We start from the raw sequence: 17,955 nt of genomic DNA, 5'->3' as shown, positions 1-17,955 counted from the left end.
GTCTTTCTCAGGCTGCGGCGGCAAAGGAGGACACGTCGATCAGCCGATCGGCGATCCGCTCGCGCACTTCATCATCATGGACGATCGCGATCATCGCCACACCGACCTTCTTCTTTTCGGCGATCATGCTCATCACCACCTCGCGATTGCCGGCATCGAGCGAGGCGGTCGGCTCGTCGAGCAGCAGGATCGGGAAATCGGAGATGAAGCCGCGCGCAATATTGACGCGCTGCTGTTCGCCGCCGGAAAAGGTCGCCGGCGGCAGCGTCCACAGCCGCTCGGCAATGTTGAGCCGGCGCAAGAGATCGCCGGCGCGCTGCCTCGCCTCGTCCTTGCTGACGCCGGACACCACCAGCGGTTCAGCAACCACATCGAGCGCGGCGACGCGCGGCACCGCGCGCAAGAACTGGCTGACATAGCCGATTGTGGTGCGGCGCAGCTCGAGCACCTGGCGCGGCTCGGCGGTGGCGAGATCGATGGTGGCGCCGCGGTGCAGAATTTCGATGCGACCGGAATCGCAGCGATAATTGCCAAAGATCATCTTCAGGATCGACGACTTGCCGGCGCCGGACGGCCCGGCCAGCACCACGCATTCGCCAGCCGCGACATGGAACGAGACGCCGCGCACCACCGGCAAACGGATGCCGTTTTGCAGATGCATCGTGAACGACTTTTCGGCGTCGGACAGTTTGATCATCACAGACATTGGAGACTCACGCCGGCAGGATCGAAGAAACGAGAAGCTGGGTGTAGGGCTCGCGCGGATCGTCGAGCACCTGGTCGGTGAGCCCGGTCTCGATGACACGGCCGCCCTGCATCACCATCACCCGATGCGACAGCAGCCGCGCCACCGCGAGATCGTGGGTGACGATCACCACCGCGAGACCAAGCTCGGTGACGAGGCCGCGCAGCAGATCGAGCAGCCGCGCCTGCACCGACACGTCCAGTCCGCCGGTCGGCTCATCCATGAACACCAGCCGCGGCGCCGTCACCAGATTGCGGGCGATCTGCAGCCGCTGGCGCATGCCGCCGGAATAAGTGCGCGGCGCATCGTCGATACGGTCGAGACTGATCTCGACGCGCTGCAGCCAGGTGGAAGCCGTGTCGCGGATCTTGCCATAATTATTCCAGCCGACCGCCATCAGCCGCTCGCCGACATTGGCGCCGGCCGACACCGCCATGCGCAGCCCCATCGCCGGGTCCTGATGCACAAAGCCCCAATCGGTGCGGAACAGAAAGCGCCGCTCGGCCTCGCCAAGCTCGGTTAGATCGCGCAGCACGCCGTCGCGCATCCGGTATGACACCCGCCCGGCGCTCGGCTGCAATTGCGTCGACAGCATTTGCAGCAGCGTCGATTTGCCGGAGCCGGATTCGCCGACGATCGCCAGCACTTCGCCCGGATAGAGCTTGAACGACACGCCGCGGCAAGCTTTTAGCCGGCCATAGGATTTTGCGAGATTGTCGGCGACCAGCAGCGGCTGATCCGCAGCAAAAGACGTGGGATCAAACATCAGCCCGCTCCGTTTCGGGGGCGTTCGCCGAACCAAAATGGCCCTCGGCGCGCCTTGTTTCGCAATAATCGGTGTCGGAGCAGACGAACATGCGCCCGCCCTTGTCGTCGGTAACGATCTCGTCGAGATAGGAATCCTCGGCGCCACACAGCGCGCACGGCGCGTTCTGCCGATAGCGCGTGAACGGATGATCCTCGAAATCGAGCGACACGACTTCGGTGTAAGGCGGCACCGCATAAATGCGCTTCTCGCGCCCCGCGCCGAACAATTGCAGCGCCGGACAATTGTCCATCTTCGGATTGTCGAATTTCGGCGTTGGCGAGGGGTCCATCACATAGCGCCCGGCGACTTTCACCGGATAAGCATAGGCGGTGGCGATGTGGCCGAACTTGGCGATGTCCTCATAGAGCTTGACGTGCATCAGCCCATATTCGGCGAGCGCATGCATGCGCCGCGTCTCGGTTTCGCGCGGCTCCAGGAAGCGCAGCGGCTCCGGGATCGGCACTTGATAGACCAGCACCTGCCCTTCATGCAGCGGCGCTTCCGGAATCCGGTGCCGGGTCTGGATCACGCTGGCTTCATCGGTGCGCGTGGTGGTGGCGACGCCCGCGGTCTTGGCAAAGAATTTGCGGATCGAGATCGCGTTGGTGGTGTCGTCAGAGCCCTGGTCGATCACTTTCAGCACATCGCTGGGCCCAAGGATCGCCGCGGTGACCTGCACGCCGCCAGTGCCCCAACCATAGGGCATCGGCATTTCGCGGCTGGCGAACGGCACCTGATAGCCCGGGATCGCGATCGCTTTCAGGATCGCGCGCCGGATCATGCGCTTGGTCTGCTCATCGAGATAAGCGAAGTTGTAGCTCGGCGCGTTCATTCCGCGGCCTCCTGCAATGCGCCGCTGCTACCGGCGTCTTGTTCGAATTCCTGACGCAGCCGCCGCAGCAGGCCGAGTTCGGACTGGAAATCGACGTAGTGCGGCAGCTTGAGATGCTCGACAAAGCCGGTCGCCTGCACATTGTCGGAATGCGACAGCACGAATTCCTCGTCCTGCGCCGGCGCCACCGCGTCCTCGCCGAGTTCGCGCGCGCGCAGCGCACGATCGACCAGCGCCATCGCCATGGTCTTGCGTTCCGATTGCCCGAACGCCAGGCCATAGCCGCGCGTGAAGCACGGCGGCTGGGTCGCCGAGCCTTTGAACTGGTTGACCATCTGACACTCGGTCACATTGATGGTGCCAAGCGGCACCGCAAAGCCGGCATCCTCGGCCACAAATTCCAGCTCCACTTCGCCAAAGCGGATTTCGCCGGCGAATGGATGCGAGCGGCCATAGCCACGCTGGGTCGAATAACCGAGCGCCAGCAAAAAGCCCTCGTCACCGCGCGCCAGATTCTGCAAGCGCAGATCGCGATCGGCCGGAAAGCTCAGCGGCTCGCGCGTCAGATCGCCGACCGGCGTATCAGCGTCGGCCTGCGGCGAGGTTTCGATCAAGCCATCGCGGCCGAGAATGTCGGTGACGCGCGGCATCTCCTCGCGGCTCACCGGCGCGCGCTCCGGCAATTCCGGATCGCAGCCCTGATCGAGCTGCGGATCGAGCAGACGATGGGTGTAGTCGAAGGTCGGGCCGAGGATCTGGCCGCCGGGCACGTCCTTGAAGGTCGAGGAAATGCGGCGCTGCACCTGCATGGCGGCGGTGTCGAGCGGCTCGGTCACCCCAAAGCGCGGCAGCGTGGCGCGGAATGCGCGGAGCAGAAAGATCGCCTCGATCAGATCGCCGCGCGCCTGCTTGATCGCGAGCGCCGCCAGCTCGCGATCATAGAGCGAGCCTTCGACCATCACGCGGTCGACACCGAGCGCGAGCTGCTCGGAAATCTGCGACAAGCTCAGCTCCGGCACCGTGCGATCGCCGCGCCGCCGATCGGCGAGCAGCTTGTGTGCATTGTCGATGGCGCGTTCGCCACCTTTGACTGCGACATACATCACACGGCTCCCTTCGGCATGATCTGCGTGGTGCGGGGAATAGCGACGAGCGCATCGCCCGACACCAGAATGAGATCGAGGCCGCGCGGAAACAGCGGCTGCAGCGCGGCGCGCTGCGCGATCAGCTCCGCCGGCAGTGGCGCGTGCAAGGACGCCCGGCCGTTGATGCCCGGTCCCTGCAACTCGAACGCATCACCGGCTTCGAGGCTGCTAAGCTGCAGCACCAAGGTGGTGGAGCGATCCGGATAGTCGTTGCTGCCGAGCGCGAACTGATCGAGCACCGGCATTTGATCGACGCTAGAAACCAGCGCGAACGCGGCGTCGGCGGTGGCATCGGTGAGCGGCGCTGCGGTGTGGAAGCGCAGCCAGGAGGTCACGGCCGGCGTGGCCTTGAGCGGTGCATCGAGCCAGATCGGCGTATCGTGATCGAACAGCGTCAGCGCGATCGCCGCGGCCGCCGGCATCAGCGGCAAAGGTGCGTGCCGCAGCTTGGCATCGGGCTGCTGCACCGTGCCGGGACGCGCCATTGCGTCCATCACCGCGCGGAACGTCGCCTGCGCCGACACCACCTTGTCAGCAAAGCCGGCCGCGAGTTCACTGGTCATTGTCATCATCAATCCTCGCCACGCACCAAGGTGTAGAAATCGACCTTCGTCGCCGCGATCTGTTCGGCGTGCTGCTCCCGCTCGGCCTGGTGCGCGTCGCGCAGCGGCGCCAGCACTTTGGTCTCCAGCGCGGGCGCGTAGTCGTCGCGCTGCACCAGCGCGTCGCACAGCGCGATCAGCCGCGCTTTGTCGCGATCGCGGCCGAGCGTGTAGCCAAAGCCGCAAGTGCCGTCGGCGAGCCGCACCGCGGCGCGCGTCACCGTTGCTTCGCCGAGATTGAACGGCGCACCATCGCCGCCGATCCGGCCGCGCACCATCACGAGGCCGGCCTCCGGCTCGCGAAGCGTTTCGGCCGAGGGCGGCGCGATCTCTGCAAGTAGCGCTGCGATCTGGTCCGACGCGGCATGAACCAGCACCGCCATCGCCGCTTGGCGCCTGGCTTGCTGGCTTGCGGAAGGAGCGTTCATCTTTTTTGTAGCCTGCTTGAAGTTGTCGATGTTAGTAGACAACTTCATAGGCATCGCCGATGACCCTTTGATGACATCGGCATTGCGATGATCTGCAACGGAGCCGATGCCATGACGCTGGCGGAACCGGAACTCGGCGTCGCGCTGTGGCGCAAGGTCGCCGACTCGATCGAGCGCAAGATCAGCGACGGTAGCTATCTGTCCGGCGAGAAATTGCCGAGCGAAACCGAGATTGCGAACACGCATCGCGTCAATCGTCACACCGTTCGCCGCGCGCTGGCAGCACTCGCCGAACGCGGCCTGGTGCGCGCCGAACGCGGCAGCGGCACCTATGTCGAGAGCGCGCGGCTGGCTTATCCGCTGCGCACGCGCACGCGCTTTTCCGAAATTGTCGGCGCTGGCGGGCGCGAGCCGCGCGGCCGGCTGCTGACGGCCTGCACCGAAGCCGCCAGCAAGGACATCGCGCGGCAGTTGAAGCTGAAACCCGGCGCGCCGCTGCTGCGCATCGACGGGCTGCGGCTCGCCGATCGCATCCCGATCTGTCTTGGCACCACCTGGCTGCCGGCCGAGCGCTTCCCGGATGCGGAGGAGATTTATCGCCGCTCCGGATCGATGACCCGCGTGCTGGCCCATCATGGTGTGCGCGATTATCGCCGCGCCGAAACCAGGATCACCGCGGCGATTGCCGATGCCGGCGATGCGGCGCAGCTTGATCTGCGGCTCGGCAGCCCGGTGCTGATCGTGGAAGCGCTCGATGTCGAAGGCGACGGCCGGCCGCTGCTGGCAATGCGCTCGCGCTTCGCCGCCGACCGGGTGCAATTCGTCGTCGAACAGGATTGAAACTCTGGCGGGCGGCGCACGAGGCGCCGCGCCGCGAAGCCGTTACGCCACCACGCGGCGGCCGATGATCGCAAAGCGCAAGCGGCTCGACACAAAATCGATCACCGCCACCGCGATCAGGATCAGCACGATCAGGAACGAGACCTTCTGCCACTCCAGCACGCGGATCTGCTCGGCCAGTTGCAGGCCGATGCCACCGGCGCCGACGATGCCGATGATGGTGGCCGAGCGAGTGTTGGATTCGAAGAAGTATAGGATCTGGCTGGCCAGGATCGGAATCACCTGCGGCAGCAGGCCGAAGCGCACGCAATGTAGATGCGAGCCCCCGGTCGATTTCACGCCTTCGATCGGGCGGTCATCGGCGGCCTCGAACGCTTCGGAGAACAGTTTGCCAAAGCTGCCGAAGTCGCTGCACATCACCGCCAGAATGCCGGCGAACGGGCCGAGGCCGACCACGCCGACCCAGATCAGCGCCCAGATCAAGGTATCGACGCCGCGCACCGTGTCGAGGCTGCGCCGCGTGAACAATTGCAGCACGCGGTTGGCGACGACATTGCGCGCCGCCAGGAACGACACCGGGAACGCCAGCAATGCGCCGCCGAGCGTGCCGAGAAAGGCGATCGCCAGCGTTTCGCCCATGGCGTGCAGATAGAGTTTGGCCTGCTCCCAGGAGCCCGGATCGGGCGGCAGCATCAGCCCCATGAATTCCACCAGCCGCACGCTGCCGCCCAGCATGCGATCAAACGGGATGTCGAGCCTGATCAGGCCATAGACGAACAGCGCCGCGGCAATCACGATGCCGCCGATCAGCTTGGCGCGCTGCAGCCAATCGGCCTTGAACTGCGCCGGATAGCGCTGCGCAATGGCGGTTTCGTCGGCGAAGCTCAAGGTTCTGCGTGCGTCGCTCATCGGCTCGCCTCCCGTCCAATCAGGCGGCGGCGCACGCCTTCAGTGATATAGTCGATTGCCATCACAGTGACGATGATCAACACCAGAATGGCGCTGACGTCGCTGTAGTAGAATTTGCGCACGGCTTCGATCAGGTCCTGGCCGATGCCGCCGGCGCCGACAAAGCCCATCACCGCCGCGCCTCTGACATTGATCTCAAAGCGCAGCAGCGCATAGCTGACGAAATTCGACACCACCTGCGGCACCACCGCGTAGCGCACCATCTCGACCCAGCTGCCGCCGCTGGCGACCACGCCCTCGACCGGGTTCTGATCGATGTTCTCCACCACTTCGGCAAACAGCTTGCCGAGCGCGCCCGTGGTGTGGATCGCAATCGCCAGCACACCCGGCAGCGGGCCGAGGCCGAACGCCAGCACAAACACCAGCGCGAACACGATCTCCGGCACGGTGCGGCAGAATTCCAGGAAACGCCGGGCGATGAACACGATGGTGCGCGAGCGCACCAGATTGGCGGAGGCCAGAAAGCACAGCGTAAAACCCGCGACAGCGCCGAGCAGCGTGCCGACATAGGCGATCAAGAGCGTGTCGAGCAACAGCCCGCCCCAGCGCTTGATGCCCCACATCCATTCGGCAAGATCGTGCCAGAGCGTTGCCAGCGATAATTGCGGCGTGATCGCCACGAAATAGGACGGGAAGCGCCAGAAGTTTTGCGCGAATTTGGTGAGGTCAACCTCGCCCATCCAGGCTGCGGCCACAGTGGCGGCGAGCAGGATGACAAGGCCGAGCGCAGTGCGGCGGCGCTTGACCGCGACAGCCGCGCGATAGTCTGCCGCAAGGCCGCGCAACTGTGCCTCGGGCAATTCCGAAACGGCTGATGGCATTGTGTGGTCCGGTTCTGGTCGCGGGCGGCTTGGCACCGCCCGCGAATCTCAGTTCAGTCGGGCGTTACGACTTCTGCTTGCGCAGCGAGTCGACGAACTTGATCAGCTCCACCACCGGCTCATAGGCCTTGTGGTCCACCGCGGCGTAAGGCTTCGACTTGCCCTCGTAGATCTTGTTGAAGGTCTCCGGATCGTTGGTGGCGAGATCAAGCACAGCCTTGCGGATCGCGGCTTTCAGATCGGCTGGCAGGTCCGTCAGATAGGCCATCGGCGAGTTCACGATCTGATCGGACTTGAGGATAATGCGGAAATCAGCGGCCTTGGCCATGCCCTTGCGGTCCATCCGCATCAGGTTGGATTCGTCCTCGGTGTTCCACCAGTTGAAGGCGGCATCGCAGGTGCCCTGCGTCACGCCGATCACGGCGTTCTCGTGGCTGCCGGCATAGATCACCTTGCCGAAGAACTTGTCCGGCTCGATCGACATCTTGCTCATCATGAAGCGCGGCACATTGTTGCCGGAGGTCGAGTTCGGATCGACCAGGCAGAGATTCTTGCCCTTGAGGTCCTCAATGGTCTTGTAGGACGAGTCGGTCTTCACATAGAGCACCGAATGATAGCCCTTGGAGCCGTCGCTGTTCACTTCGATCGCAAACGGCTCGACCTTGGCGCCGACCAGATAAGCGCGCGCATAGGACGCCGGGCCATACATGCCGATATGGATGTTGCCGGCGCGCTGCCCTTCGATCACCGCGGCGTAGTCATTGGCGATACGCAGCGTCACCTTCACGCCGAGCTGCTTGGACAGATAGTCGGTCAGCGGCGTCCAGCGCGAGGTGGTGCCGGAGGCGTTCTCGTCGGGAATCTTGCCGAACACCAGTTCCGGATATTTGGCTTTCCAGTCCTGCGCCGTCGCCGCGGACGCGGTCAGCAACAGGCCGAGAGCACCGGCAACGAGAGAACGAATTTTGCTCATGGAAGATTTGCCTTTCTGGAAGGGCTTGAGTGAACGCCAAAAAGAATTCGGTCGGACCAGGCCCGATCGATGCAAGAAACTCGCGACAATTTGTCTGTTTCTGGAGCGACCTGTCTGGATCAGGCCGCAACTGTTCCAACCAACCCCGGCACCGAAACCGGCGGCGGCATCACATGCTCTCCACCAAGCACTTCATTGGCTTCGAGGTCGTAAAGATCGCGGGCGATCTGTTCGGTGAGTTCGGACGGCGCGCCGTCGAATACGATCCGGCCGGCGGACATGCCGATCAGCCGATCGCAATAGCTACGCGCCAGATCAAGCGAATGCAGATTGCACAGCACCGTTATGCCGAAATGCTTGTTGATGCGTAGCAGCGCGTCCATCACGATTTTGGTGTTGCGCGGATCAAGCGAAGCAATCGGCTCATCAGCCAGCACGATGTCGGGCTGCTGCACCAGGGCGCGGGCGATCGCGACGCGCTGCTGCTGGCCGCCCGACAATTGGTCGGCGCGCTGCGCGGCATAGGACGCCATGTCGAACTGATCGAGCGCCGACATCGCCAGCGCCTTGTCGCGCTCCGGCCACAGCTGCACCAGCGAGCGCCAGCTCGGCACCTCGGCAAGCCGGCCCATCAGCACATTGGTCAACACGTCGAGACGGTCAATCAGATTGAACTGCTGAAAGATCATCGCCGAGCGCGCGCGCCACTGCCGCAATTCACGGCCGCTGAGCGCGGTGACATCCTGCCCCTGAAACACGATACGCCCGTCGCTCGGCTCCGCCAGACGGTTGATCAGACGCAGCAGCGTCGATTTGCCAGCGCCGGATCGGCCGATGACACCGACAAAGGCGCCCGGCGCGATCGAGAACGACGCATTGTCAACAGCGGTCTTGGTGCCGAAGCGACACGTCAATCCATCAACCATCAGCATGGCCCACTCCCTCGTAAAAACCACACAACCGCTATCGCCGCTCTATAACAGTCGTATGACGTTCATTCGGGAGGTCGTGCACAGCGTCACAGCGCCGTCATCGCCATGTCATCAACAAGCAGGAAAGCACTCGCTTCGTTCGAGCTAACAGCTGCTATCGGAGCTTGCATGGTTGCGTCGCCCCTGTCCCCAACGCCCACGATCTCACCGACCGCCTGCGTGCGTCACACGACGATCGGGCGCTATTGCGAGGTCGGCGAGCGCACCCAGCTGCTCGAAGTTGCGATGGGCGACTACTCTTATGTCGTCAATGACAGCCAGATCGCTTATGCGACCATCGGCAAGTTCTGCTCGATCGCGGCGATGACCCGCATCAACCCCGGCAATCATCCGATGGCGCGCGCCACCCAGGCGCATTTCACCTATCGCGCCAGCGCCTATTTCCCCGGCGAGGCCGACGAAGCCTCGTTCTTTGAATGGCGGCGCCAGCATCATGTGACATTTGGTCACGATGTATGGATCGGACATGGCGCGATCGTGCTGCCCGGCCGCAATGTCGGCACCGGCGCCGTGGTGGCGGCCGGCGCGGTGGTCACCAAGGATGTCGCGCCCTACACCATCGTGGCCGGCAATCCGGCGCGGGTGATCCGGCGCCGCTTTTCCGAATCGATTGCCGAACGTCTGGTGGCGCTGGCCTGGTGGGACTGGGACCACGAAACGTTGCGGCGCGCGCTGCCGGATTTCCGCGCTTTGCCGATCGAACAATTCATCAACAAATATAGTGCGGCTCAACCGCAGCAGGCCGCCCAATGAGCAAGCTTCGTATTGATGGCGGCCGGGTGCTGCTTGGCCAGCAATTCGCTGATGTGTCGGTGCATGTCGATGGTCATCACATCGCGGCGCTCGATGCCGCGACCTCGGCCACGCAGCAATTCGACGCGCGTGGCCTGCTGGTGCTGCCCGGCATTGTCGATATTCACGGCGACGCCTTTGAACGGCAGATGATGCCGCGGCCCGGCGTCGATTTCCCGATCGACGTGGCGCTGGCCGAAAGCGACCGGCAAGCGATCACCAACGGCATCACCACGGTGTTTCACGCCACCACTTGGTCGTGGGAGCCGGGGCTGCGCAGCGCCGACAATGCCGAGCGGCTATTGTCCGCGATCGAGACCATGCGGCCGCAGCTGTTGGCTGATACCCGCTTTCACCTGCGGCATGAGACCTTCAATCTGCAGGCTGAATTCACCATCAAGCAATGGCTGGTGGCGGGCCGGATCGATCTCTTGGCCTTCAACGATCACACCGATTCCACCGTCGCCAATCTCGATCATCCGCAGAAACGCAACCGCATGGTGGAACGCGCTGGCGTCAGCGAAGCGGAATTCGACCGGCTGGTCGCTGAGGTGGTCGCGCGCCAGCATGAAGTGCCGGATTCGATCATGCGCATTGCCGAAACGGCGCGCGCGGCTGGCGTCACCATGCTGTCGCATGACGACGACACGCCCGAGCTGCGCCAGGCTTTCCGCGCGCAAGGCGTGTCGATCGCCGAATTTCCGATCAACGAGCCGACTGCGCGCGCCGCGATCAATGGCGGCGACTTCACCGTGTTCGGTGCGCCCAATGTGCTGCGCGGCGGCAGCCACACCGGCTGGACCAAGGCCGCTGACATGGTCGCCAAGGGCCTGTGCTCGATCCTGGCATCCGACTATTACTATCCGGCGCCGCTGCTGGCCGCGTTCCGGCTGGTACATGACGACGTGCTGACGCTGCCGGAAGCCTGGGCGCTGGTGTCAGCCAATCCAGCGGCGGCGGTGGGCATGACGGATCGCGGCGCGATCGCCGCGGGCCAGCGCGCCGATCTGTTGTTGGTAGATGATCAAGTGCCGACCCGGCCGCGGATCGTGGCGGTGATCGCTGGGGGCCGGCTGGTGCATCTGGTCGGCGCCGAGCGGTTGCAGCAGACGGCGACGCCGAGCCGCTTGTCGGCGGCGTGATCCTGTCCTATCGCAACGGAAACGATGTCAGGGATCATGCAGCATCACTCGCGCTTTGCCATCTACTACGTGCCGCCGCGCCACGCCCCGCTGTACCAGTTTGGCGCGGCGTGGCTCGGCTATGACGGCTATTCCGGCGAGCCGCTGCCGCCGGTGGGCGATGTCGCCGATTGGCGCGCGATCACCGAGGAGCCGCGCGGCTATGGCTTCCACGCCACGCTGAAGCCGCCATTCGCGCTCGCCGAAGGCGCCACTGTGGATCGCCTGATCGACACGTGCCGCGTGTTCGCCGCAAAGCCGCGCGCGATTCCACTCATCACCCCCAAGGTCGATGCGATCGGCGGCTTTCTTGCCGTGGTGCCGTCGGCACCCAGCGCCGAGCTGCAGCAGCTCGCCGCTGACTGCGTGCGCGACTTCGATGGCTTGCGCGCGCCGTTGACGGAAGCCGATCGCGCGCGCCGGAGGCCGGAGGCGCTGTCCGCGCCGCAGCGCGATTATCTGGAACGCTGGGGCTATCCCTATGTGATGGATCAGTTCCGGTTTCACATGACGCTGACCGGGCGGCTGCCCGAATTGCAGCGCGCGGCGCTGCTGGCGCAGCTGCAACAGCGTTTTGCCGAGCTGGCGCTCGACCACTGCGCGATCGATCGCATCGTGCTGTGTCAGCAGCAGGATCACGCGCCATTCCGCGTGATCGGCGAATTTCAGCTAGAGCGGGATGATTTGAGGCTGCGTCGGCTTGGATTCCCGAATCGGTAATGTTCTGATTCAACATGCTGGCTGAAGGAGGTCAGCATGGATGGGACGAGCCTATTCGACTGATTTGCGCACGCGGGTGGTTGCGGCGGTGATCGATGGTGGCCTGTCGTGCCATCAGGCAGCGGCGCAATTTGGGGTCGGCATCAGCACGGCCATTTTGTGGGTGCGGCGGTTCCGCCGGACCGGCAGCGTGGAGCCGGACAAGATCGGCGGCTACAAGCCGCGCAAGATCGCTGGCGCGCATGAGGAATGGCTTGTGCGGCGCTGCCGGGAAGCGGACTTCACTTTGCGCGGCCTGGTCGCCGAACTCGGCGAGCGCGGTCTGAAGGTGGACTATCGGTCGGTGTGGGAGTTCGTCCACCGCGAGAAGCTCAGTCATAAAAAAAGACGCTGATCGCCGCAGAGCAAAACCGCCCCGACGTCGCCCGCCGCCGCGCGCAATGGTGCAAATATCGCGACCGGTTCGATCCCGCCCGGCTGGTCTTCATCGACGAGACTTGGACCAAGACCAATATGGCGCCGCTCCGGGGGTGGGCACCGCGCGGGCAGCGGCTCAAGGCCAGCGTGCCGCATGGTCACTGGCAGACATTGACCTTCCTGGCGGCCCTGCGTTGCGATGGCGTCACCGCGCCGTGGCTGCTCGATGGGCCGATCAACGGCGACAGCTTCCGCATCTATGTCGAGCGCGTCCTCGTTCCAACGCTTCGGCCGGGTGACATCGTCATCATGGACAATCTCGGCTCACACAAGGGACCCGCCATACGCCGCGCCATCCGTGCCGCCGGCGCACGCTTGTTGTTCCTGCCAAAATACTCGCCCGACCTGAACCCGATCGAGCAGTTCTTCTCAAAGCTCAAGCATTGGCTTCGCAAGGCCGCAAAACGATCCGTCGAAACCGTCTCCAGCGCGATCGGCGAGATCCTCAAAATCACCTCACCAACAGAATGCTCAAATTACTTCGTAAATGCAGGATACAGGCAAACGTAAATGCATCACGCTCTATAGTTCGTTCTCCCTCCCCCCGCGTAGCGGTGGGGAGGGTCGGCGCGAAGCGCCGGGGTGGGGGGCTGTGCGCCCGGTGTCACTCGAAACTTCAACTTTGTGTTTCGGTGCGTGACGCCAAAAGACTTTGCTCGCAGACGATAGTCGGTTGCCACAGACTCCAACCGCGCGCCGGATCCCCCCACCCGTCCGGCCCGATTAACATCGGGCCGGCCACCCTCCCCACAAGGGGGAGGGAAACCAGGGAGGTTTGTAGCGACCTCATCAGTGCCCGATACGTTCCCTCAAAACCTGAAATGCTCTACGCGCTGTCTGAGCTACGCGGCGGCTCACAACGCGATGATATCGGCCGCGGCATTCGGCAGCGCGGCCGCCAGCTCCGCGACATGGCGGTGATGGGTGAACACAATGATCTGCTGCCGCGCGCCGGCAGCCGCCAGCAATTGCAGCATCGCTGCGGTGCGCGGCTCATCAAAACTCGCCAGCAGATCATCGCCGATGAAGGGCAGCGGCTCGCCGTGGCGCCCTTCCAACATCGCCAGCCGCAGCGCCAGGAATAGCTGATCACGTGTGCCTTCGCTCAGCCCCGCGACCGGCACCCGCTCGTCATTGCCGCGCCTTGTCACCAGCACCGGCCGGTCATCATCGTCGAAATCGACGCCGAGCCCGGCAAAGGCGCCCGCGGTCGCCAGCGCGAACAATTCACCGGCGCGGGTGATCAAGGGATCTTGCACGCGCTGCCGATGACGCTCGACCGCGCGGCCAGCGAGCTTGGCCGCCGCGGCTTGTAGCAGCCAGCGCTCGGCAATGCCGAGCAGTTCGGCGTCGGCATCGGCGCGCGCCGCGGCAGCGGCGGCGGCATTGCGACCCCGGCTGAGCTGATCGCGATCGGTACAGGCCTGATGCCAGGCGGCTGACGCGGTTTCGATCTGCTTGAAGAGCAGCTTCTGCTGCAATTGCTCGCGGTCGATCTCCGCTGGCAGCGTATCGAGATCAAGGCCGATCCGTTCCTGGCGCAACTCACTCTCGTCGCGGCCATCGCCGATCTCGTGCAGATCGCGGCGCAGCCGCGCCTGTTCGAGCTCCAGCGCCTGACGGGCGGCGGCACGGCGCAGCGGCTCGGCCAAAGCCGCAATGTCATCGGCGGCGAAGATGACGCGCGCTTGATCCAAGACCTGCGCCGCCACCGCGCGTTGCGCCTGCAACTCGCGGCGCTTGCCGGCCCGCTTCTCCTCATTCCCCGCGAGCCGCTGGCAATGATCATCGGCGCGGCGCGCGGCCGTGAGCCGTTCGATCAGTCGCGATAGCGCCTGCTGCGCCGGAACGCTCGCCAGCTCCGGCGCGATGCGGGCAGCGAGCGCGGCGACATCACGCTCGAACGCCGCCAAGTCCGCTTCGATCGCGGCGACGCGGTGCTGCTCGCTCTCATAATTGGCTTTTGGCGCAGCGACCGTGCTCCAGACCTCGAGCGCCGCCGCGGCCTGCGCCGCGGTGGCCTGCTGATCAACACCGATGGCACGCATCGCCGCGGGCCAGGCAGCGCGATCAGCCGCGAGCGCGGCCTGCGCCGCGGCGCGTTCACTCTCCGCCTCGCGCAGATCGCGGGCGATGCGCTGCCGGGTGGCATCGCGGCTGCGCGCCTCGGTCCAAGCGTCTTGCAGACTGTTCAGCCGCGCTTTGGCTTCCTGATACAGCACCTCGGCCGGAAGCGCCGGATCGCCAGCCCGGCCGCTCCATTCAAGAAACGCGATCACCGCGGTCTTGGCACTGGCGATGCTAGCCGCGAGCGCATCGAGCGCCGTCTTTTGCTGATCGCAGCGCCCCAGGCGCTCCAGCAAACCATCGACGCGCTCGCGCCAGCTCTGCATCTCGGCAGGCGTGCGCGGCTTGATCGCAGACGAGCGCCACAGCGCGAGCCAATCCTGCTGCAGCTCATCGCAGCGCTGACGCAGCTCATCGAGCTTGCGCGTCCGCGCGGCGCGCTCAAGATGGCCTTGCGCAAGCCGCTGCTGGGCATCCTCGCGCCGGGTGGCGCGTTCGGTATCGCTGAGCAGCCGGTCGGTGACGTCATCGACATGCAGCGCGGCGCGTTCGAGCTGATCGAGCAGCTGGGCGCGCTGCTCGCGCTCGGCATCAAGGGCCGCGCGCGACGCGGCGATCTGGTCATTGCGGCCGCGGCGCGCTTCGATCAGATCGGTGCGGGTCGGCACGCTGGCTTCGCCGGCGAGCTTGGCCAGATCATGTTCAAGGCGCGCGATCTCATTATCCTGACCGGCGACCTCGTCCTGCAGCCGCTGCAGCTCGGTTTCGCGCAGCGCGAATTCGCGGACAAAGCGCGCAATCGCGGCACCATCGGGTAATGGCAAGGCGCGCAGCTGCGCCGCGCTGCCGGGACAGGGATCGAGCGCGGCAAGCTGCGCGGCGATCAGGTCGCTGTCGCGCTGCCAGGTCGCAGAGTCGAGATGATAACGCTCGACTTTGGCGGATAGATCGCCCAGCGCCTCAAAGCGCTGCCGCGCCTGCTCGATATCGACCACGATGGTCGCGGCCGCCTCGCTCGCGAGCGACTCGTCATGTTCGCGGCGGGCCCGTTCAGCGCGCTCCTCAGCGCGGGCCAGCTGTTGCTCGGCGCTGCGCCATTTGTCGATCAGCTCGCGCGCCCCGGCCAGCGCCAGTTCGGTCGGCAGCTTCTGCAACAGCTCGACGTGAGACGGCAGGCCGAGCCGGCGCGCCGCGCCGTTCAGCGCCGTCTGCGCGGACTCGCGTGCCTGCTGGCGCCGCGGCAGATCGTCGATCGCCTTTCGCACCGCGCCCAGCCGCTCGCGTAATGCATCGATCAGCGCGCCTTCGGCCAGCACGCGCTCATCGCGCGATGCGGCCGCGATCTCGGCGGCATCGGCGGACGCGGCTTCATCGAGTGCCGCTACTTGCTGATCGATTTCAGTGCACGACGCCAACGCCGCCTGCCAGCTCTCAAGCTGCGCGGCGCTGATCTCCGGCAGATCGGCCAGTGCCATGAGTTCAGCGGTAATGCCATCGAGCCGCGCGAGCTGCGCCTTGGTGCGTAGCACGCGCTGCCAGCGCGCCAGCGTGGTACCGGATTGCGCGTGCGCGGCGTTGAGATCATCAAGCTGCTGGCGCGCGGCGGTGACGGCATCCTCGGCCTGGCGCAGCGCATCGCGGGTGACGATCGCCTCGCGCAGCGCCCGGTCAGCGCTATCGCGGCGCTCGGCCGCGACATAGAACGGTTTGCCGGCTGAGCGGCGCGCGGTGAACAGCTCATCCGCGCGGTCCTGCAATTGCTGCCGCAGCCGCGACAGCGCCGTCATGCCGGCCGAACTCGCCGCCAGCGTTTCCGCCAGCCGGCCATCGGCTTTCAGCAGCTCATGGCCGCCGTCGCGCAAGGCGCGCGCGGTCAACCCGTATTCGGCATCGAATGTCGGCCGCGTCAGCCCCGCGAGCAGCGGCGCCAGCAATTCATCCGGCAAGGGCTGATCATCGCCATCGACCAGCGTGTTCTTGTTGCCCTTGCGGCGCCGCGCGGTGAGCACGCCGCCGTCGCTGCGGATGAGCGTAGCACCGATGCGCAGCGTCTTGCTGTCGTGGCGAAACGCATGATCGGTGCGCGCGCCAAAGCCGAACAAAAAATCGCCGATCGCGGTCAGCGCGGTGGTCTTGCCCGCCTCATTGGCGCCGAGCACGACATGGAGCGCGGCACCCGGCCGAAAGCTCAGCACGCGATCGGTGAACGCGCCGTAGCGCTCCAGCGTGAGCTGCTCGAACCTCACGACAGCTCTCCCGCCAGCAAGGCCGTGGCGTCTTGCGCCAGGCGCTGCGTCAGCTCCGGCGTCGCCAAGGCATCATGGAGATCCTTGGGCAGCTTGGCCTTCACCGTTTCGAGTAGTTCGCCGATCGTCACTGCGAATTCCGGATCGGCGGCGACCTCGGCGAGCAGCGCGCTGACGTCGAGCGCATCAGTGCCTTGCAGCACCGGGCGCGGCGGCGGCGCGGTGCGTACCTTGAGCTGTTCGACCCAGCAATCGGCCGCGAGCTGAAAGCCGAACGCGCGCAGCTCGTCCTGCAGCGTGTCGCGTTTCGCGATCAGATGATTATGCAGCGGCGTGGTGCCGGTCAGCGTCAGCCGCGCCGCCAGCGGCCGGCCATCGCATTGCGCGTGGCTGGCGGCAAGCGCGTCGTGCAGACGGACCTGCAGCGCCGTGTCGTCGCTGATGCCGGTCAGGTCGATCTCAAGATGCGCCCAGCGCGCGCCATCGAGCACCAGAGGCGTAACTTCCACCACCCGGCCATCTTCGACCGTGACGCGCATCGCGCCCTTCGGCCCGGTCTCGCGCACGCTGCGGCCCTGCAAATTGCCGGGATAGACGATCCACGGCTCGCGGCTGACGATCTCGGCGGCGTGCACATGGCCGAGCGCCCAGTAATCATAGCCAAAGCGCCTCAGATCATCGACGCTGCACGGCGCATAGCCTTGATGGCCGCGTGTGCCGTCGAGCGAGGTGTGCAGCACGCCGATATTGAGCCAGCCGTCGCGCCGCTCCGGATAGCTGTCGACGAAATCGGCGGTCAGCCGATGCGGAAAACTGCGGCCATGCAGCGCGACCCGGCAATCATCGAGCGCAAAGGTCTCGGCCTTAGCGGAGCGGAACGCGCGCACCGTGTCCGGATAGGGCAGATCGCGCGACATCACGCTTTCGGCGTCGTGATTGCCCTTGACCTTGAAAACCGGAATGCCGGCGCGGTGCAGCGCGCCCAACGCGCGCACGAAGAACAGCCCGGTCGAGACGTCTTTCCAGTCGCCATCGAAAATATCGCCGGCCAGGATCAGGAACCGGGCCTCGCTAGCGATGGTCTGCTCGATCAAGGCTTCGACCGCCTGCCGGCCGGCCTGCGCAAAGCGCTGCGCCACCGCGGCGTCCTTCAGGCTCAGGCCGAGCAGCGGACTGTCGATGTGCAGATCGGCGGCGTGGATGAACGAGAAACGCATCGCTTCAGACTGCGCCGTGGAGACGCGCGCCGTGGCGTGCGCAGATTCGCGTGGCGCGGGAGGTCGAACAATACGCTCTTATAGAGAGAGTCGGCAGGTG

Annotated in this window: 17 protein-coding genes; 5 read left to right on the top strand and 12 right to left on the bottom strand. The window is 65.2% G+C overall.

All coding sequences use genetic code 11. The features are described 5' to 3' along the window. Window positions 1–7: 7 nt before the first annotated feature. Genes phnL through phnG form a run of 6 tightly spaced genes read right to left on the bottom strand, consistent with a single transcriptional unit; the run spans window position 8 to window position 4,560 of the window. Window positions 8–706 carry a phosphonate C-P lyase system protein PhnL gene (gene phnL / locus BJ122_RS09920; protein ID WP_027279485.1) on the bottom strand — a complete coding sequence of 233 codons (699 nt, stop codon included), beginning with the start codon at window positions 704–706 and terminating at the stop codon, window positions 8–10. 7 nt (window positions 707–713) lie between these two features. After that, the gene (gene phnK / locus BJ122_RS09915) at window positions 714–1,511 is read right to left on the bottom strand and encodes a phosphonate C-P lyase system protein PhnK (protein WP_110780890.1); all 798 of its coding nucleotides are present in this window, start codon (window positions 1,509–1,511) and stop codon (window positions 714–716) included. After that, window positions 1,504–2,385, bottom strand: coding sequence for an alpha-D-ribose 1-methylphosphonate 5-phosphate C-P-lyase PhnJ (locus BJ122_RS09910; RefSeq protein ID WP_027279483.1), 882 nt, complete (start codon window positions 2,383–2,385; stop codon window positions 1,504–1,506). Before BJ122_RS09910 ends, phnK begins: the two co-directional genes overlap by 8 nt. Next, window positions 2,382–3,488, bottom strand: coding sequence for a carbon-phosphorus lyase complex subunit (locus BJ122_RS09905; protein WP_110780889.1), 1,107 nt, complete (start codon window positions 3,486–3,488; stop codon window positions 2,382–2,384). Before BJ122_RS09905 ends, BJ122_RS09910 begins: the two co-directional genes overlap by 4 nt. Next, window positions 3,488–4,099 carry a phosphonate C-P lyase system protein PhnH gene (gene phnH, locus BJ122_RS09900; RefSeq protein WP_110780888.1) on the bottom strand — a complete coding sequence of 204 codons (612 nt, stop codon included), beginning with the start codon at window positions 4,097–4,099 and terminating at the stop codon, window positions 3,488–3,490. Before phnH ends, BJ122_RS09905 begins: the two co-directional genes overlap by 1 nt. A 2-nt stretch (window positions 4,100–4,101) precedes the next feature. After that, entirely contained in the window at window positions 4,102–4,560 is a 459-nt protein-coding gene (gene phnG, locus BJ122_RS09895) for a phosphonate C-P lyase system protein PhnG (protein WP_245407683.1), read from the bottom strand. A 111-nt stretch (window positions 4,561–4,671) separates the two neighbouring features. On the opposite strand from phnG, the gene phnF reads away from it, so the two are divergent. Next, on the top strand, window positions 4,672–5,400 hold the full coding sequence (gene phnF, locus BJ122_RS09890) for a phosphonate metabolism transcriptional regulator PhnF (RefSeq protein WP_110780954.1): 729 nt from the start codon (window positions 4,672–4,674) through the stop codon (window positions 5,398–5,400). 42 nt (window positions 5,401–5,442) lie between these two features. Here phnF and phnE (BJ122_RS09885) read toward each other — a convergent pair whose 3' ends face one another. From phnE (BJ122_RS09885) to phnC, 4 genes are all read right to left on the bottom strand, one after another. After that, window positions 5,443–6,309, bottom strand: coding sequence for a phosphonate ABC transporter, permease protein PhnE (phnE, locus tag BJ122_RS09885; protein WP_110780886.1), 867 nt, complete (start codon window positions 6,307–6,309; stop codon window positions 5,443–5,445). Next, complete coding sequence (gene phnE, locus BJ122_RS09880; RefSeq protein WP_110780885.1) at window positions 6,306–7,190, bottom strand: phosphonate ABC transporter, permease protein PhnE; 885 nt, start codon at window positions 7,188–7,190, stop codon at window positions 6,306–6,308. The genes phnE (BJ122_RS09885) and phnE (BJ122_RS09880) overlap by 4 nt, the downstream gene beginning before the upstream one ends. Before the next feature lie 64 nt (window positions 7,191–7,254). Continuing rightward, window positions 7,255–8,163 (bottom strand): phosphonate ABC transporter substrate-binding protein, encoded by a 909-nt coding sequence (gene phnD, locus BJ122_RS09875; protein WP_110780884.1) that lies wholly within the window; start codon window positions 8,161–8,163, stop codon window positions 7,255–7,257. Window positions 8,164–8,282: 119 nt separating this feature from the next. After that, window positions 8,283–9,095, bottom strand: a complete 813-nt coding sequence (phnC, locus tag BJ122_RS09870) for a phosphonate ABC transporter ATP-binding protein (RefSeq protein WP_110780883.1) — start codon at window positions 9,093–9,095, stop codon at window positions 8,283–8,285. Window positions 9,096–9,263: 168 nt separating this feature from the next. On the opposite strand from phnC, the gene BJ122_RS09865 reads away from it, so the two are divergent. From BJ122_RS09865 to BJ122_RS09850, 4 genes are all read left to right on the top strand, one after another. Then, entirely contained in the window at window positions 9,264–9,908 is a 645-nt protein-coding gene (locus BJ122_RS09865; protein ID WP_110780882.1) for an LbetaH domain-containing protein, read from the top strand. Then, window positions 9,905–11,089, top strand: coding sequence for an alpha-D-ribose 1-methylphosphonate 5-triphosphate diphosphatase (locus tag BJ122_RS09860; protein WP_110780881.1), 1,185 nt, complete (start codon window positions 9,905–9,907; stop codon window positions 11,087–11,089). Before BJ122_RS09865 ends, BJ122_RS09860 begins: the two co-directional genes overlap by 4 nt. Before the next feature lie 36 nt (window positions 11,090–11,125). Continuing rightward, window positions 11,126–11,848 (top strand): DUF1045 domain-containing protein, encoded by a 723-nt coding sequence (locus BJ122_RS09855; RefSeq protein ID WP_110780880.1) that lies wholly within the window; start codon window positions 11,126–11,128, stop codon window positions 11,846–11,848. Between the two features lie 40 nt (window positions 11,849–11,888). Continuing rightward, window positions 11,889–12,835, top strand: a protein-coding gene (locus BJ122_RS09850; protein WP_110780879.1) for an IS630 family transposase whose coding sequence is annotated in 2 segments (ribosomal slippage) — window positions 11,889–12,227 and window positions 12,230–12,835 — 945 coding nt in all. Because the reading frame shifts where the segments join, the coding sequence is not laid out codon by codon here. Window positions 12,836–13,179: 344 nt separating this feature from the next. On the opposite strand, the gene BJ122_RS09845 is transcribed toward BJ122_RS09850, so the two are convergent. Continuing rightward, complete coding sequence (locus BJ122_RS09845) at window positions 13,180–16,638, bottom strand: ATP-binding protein (protein WP_110780878.1); 3,459 nt, start codon at window positions 16,636–16,638, stop codon at window positions 13,180–13,182. Further along, window positions 16,635–17,855: a metallophosphoesterase family protein gene (locus BJ122_RS09840; protein ID WP_110780877.1), complete on the bottom strand. Its 1,221-nt coding sequence runs from the start codon at window positions 17,853–17,855 to the stop codon at window positions 16,635–16,637. The genes BJ122_RS09845 and BJ122_RS09840 overlap by 4 nt, the downstream gene beginning before the upstream one ends. Between the last annotated feature and the right edge of the window lie 100 nt (window positions 17,856–17,955).

Source organism: Rhodopseudomonas faecalis (assembly GCF_003217325.1).
GTDB classification, from domain to species: Bacteria; Pseudomonadota; Alphaproteobacteria; order Rhizobiales; family Xanthobacteraceae; genus Rhodopseudomonas; species Rhodopseudomonas faecalis.
This window is presented reverse-complemented; position numbering and strand designations above follow the sequence as displayed.

What these genes read in the sequence shown, in the direction of transcription:
- BJ122_RS09855 (WP_110780880.1), top strand. Translation starts at nt 11,126, where the DNA reads ATGCAGCATCACTCGCGCTTTGCCATCTACTACGTGCCGCCGCGCCAC.
- phnE (WP_110780885.1), bottom strand. Translation starts at nt 7,190, where the DNA reads ATGCCATCAGCCGTTTCGGAATTGCCCGAGGCACAGTTGCGCGGCCTT.
- phnE (WP_110780886.1), bottom strand. Translation starts at nt 6,309, where the DNA reads ATGAGCGACGCACGCAGAACCTTGAGCTTCGCCGACGAAACCGCCATT.
- BJ122_RS09840 (WP_110780877.1), bottom strand. Translation starts at nt 17,855, where the DNA reads ATGCGTTTCTCGTTCATCCACGCCGCCGATCTGCACATCGACAGTCCG.
- phnK (WP_110780890.1), bottom strand. Translation starts at nt 1,511, where the DNA reads ATGTTTGATCCCACGTCTTTTGCTGCGGATCAGCCGCTGCTGGTCGCC.
- phnH (WP_110780888.1), bottom strand. Translation starts at nt 4,099, where the DNA reads ATGACAATGACCAGTGAACTCGCGGCCGGCTTTGCTGACAAGGTGGTG.
- phnL (WP_027279485.1), bottom strand. Translation starts at nt 706, where the DNA reads ATGTCTGTGATGATCAAACTGTCCGACGCCGAAAAGTCGTTCACGATG.
- BJ122_RS09865 (WP_110780882.1), top strand. Translation starts at nt 9,264, where the DNA reads ATGGTTGCGTCGCCCCTGTCCCCAACGCCCACGATCTCACCGACCGCC.
- BJ122_RS09910 (WP_027279483.1), bottom strand. Translation starts at nt 2,385, where the DNA reads ATGAACGCGCCGAGCTACAACTTCGCTTATCTCGATGAGCAGACCAAG.
- phnF (WP_110780954.1), top strand. Translation starts at nt 4,672, where the DNA reads ATGACGCTGGCGGAACCGGAACTCGGCGTCGCGCTGTGGCGCAAGGTC.
- phnD (WP_110780884.1), bottom strand. Translation starts at nt 8,163, where the DNA reads ATGAGCAAAATTCGTTCTCTCGTTGCCGGTGCTCTCGGCCTGTTGCTG.
- BJ122_RS09905 (WP_110780889.1), bottom strand. Translation starts at nt 3,488, where the DNA reads ATGTATGTCGCAGTCAAAGGTGGCGAACGCGCCATCGACAATGCACAC.
- phnG (WP_245407683.1), bottom strand. Translation starts at nt 4,560, where the DNA reads ATGAACGCTCCTTCCGCAAGCCAGCAAGCCAGGCGCCAAGCGGCGATG.
- BJ122_RS09860 (WP_110780881.1), top strand. Translation starts at nt 9,905, where the DNA reads ATGAGCAAGCTTCGTATTGATGGCGGCCGGGTGCTGCTTGGCCAGCAA.
- phnC (WP_110780883.1), bottom strand. Translation starts at nt 9,095, where the DNA reads ATGCTGATGGTTGATGGATTGACGTGTCGCTTCGGCACCAAGACCGCT.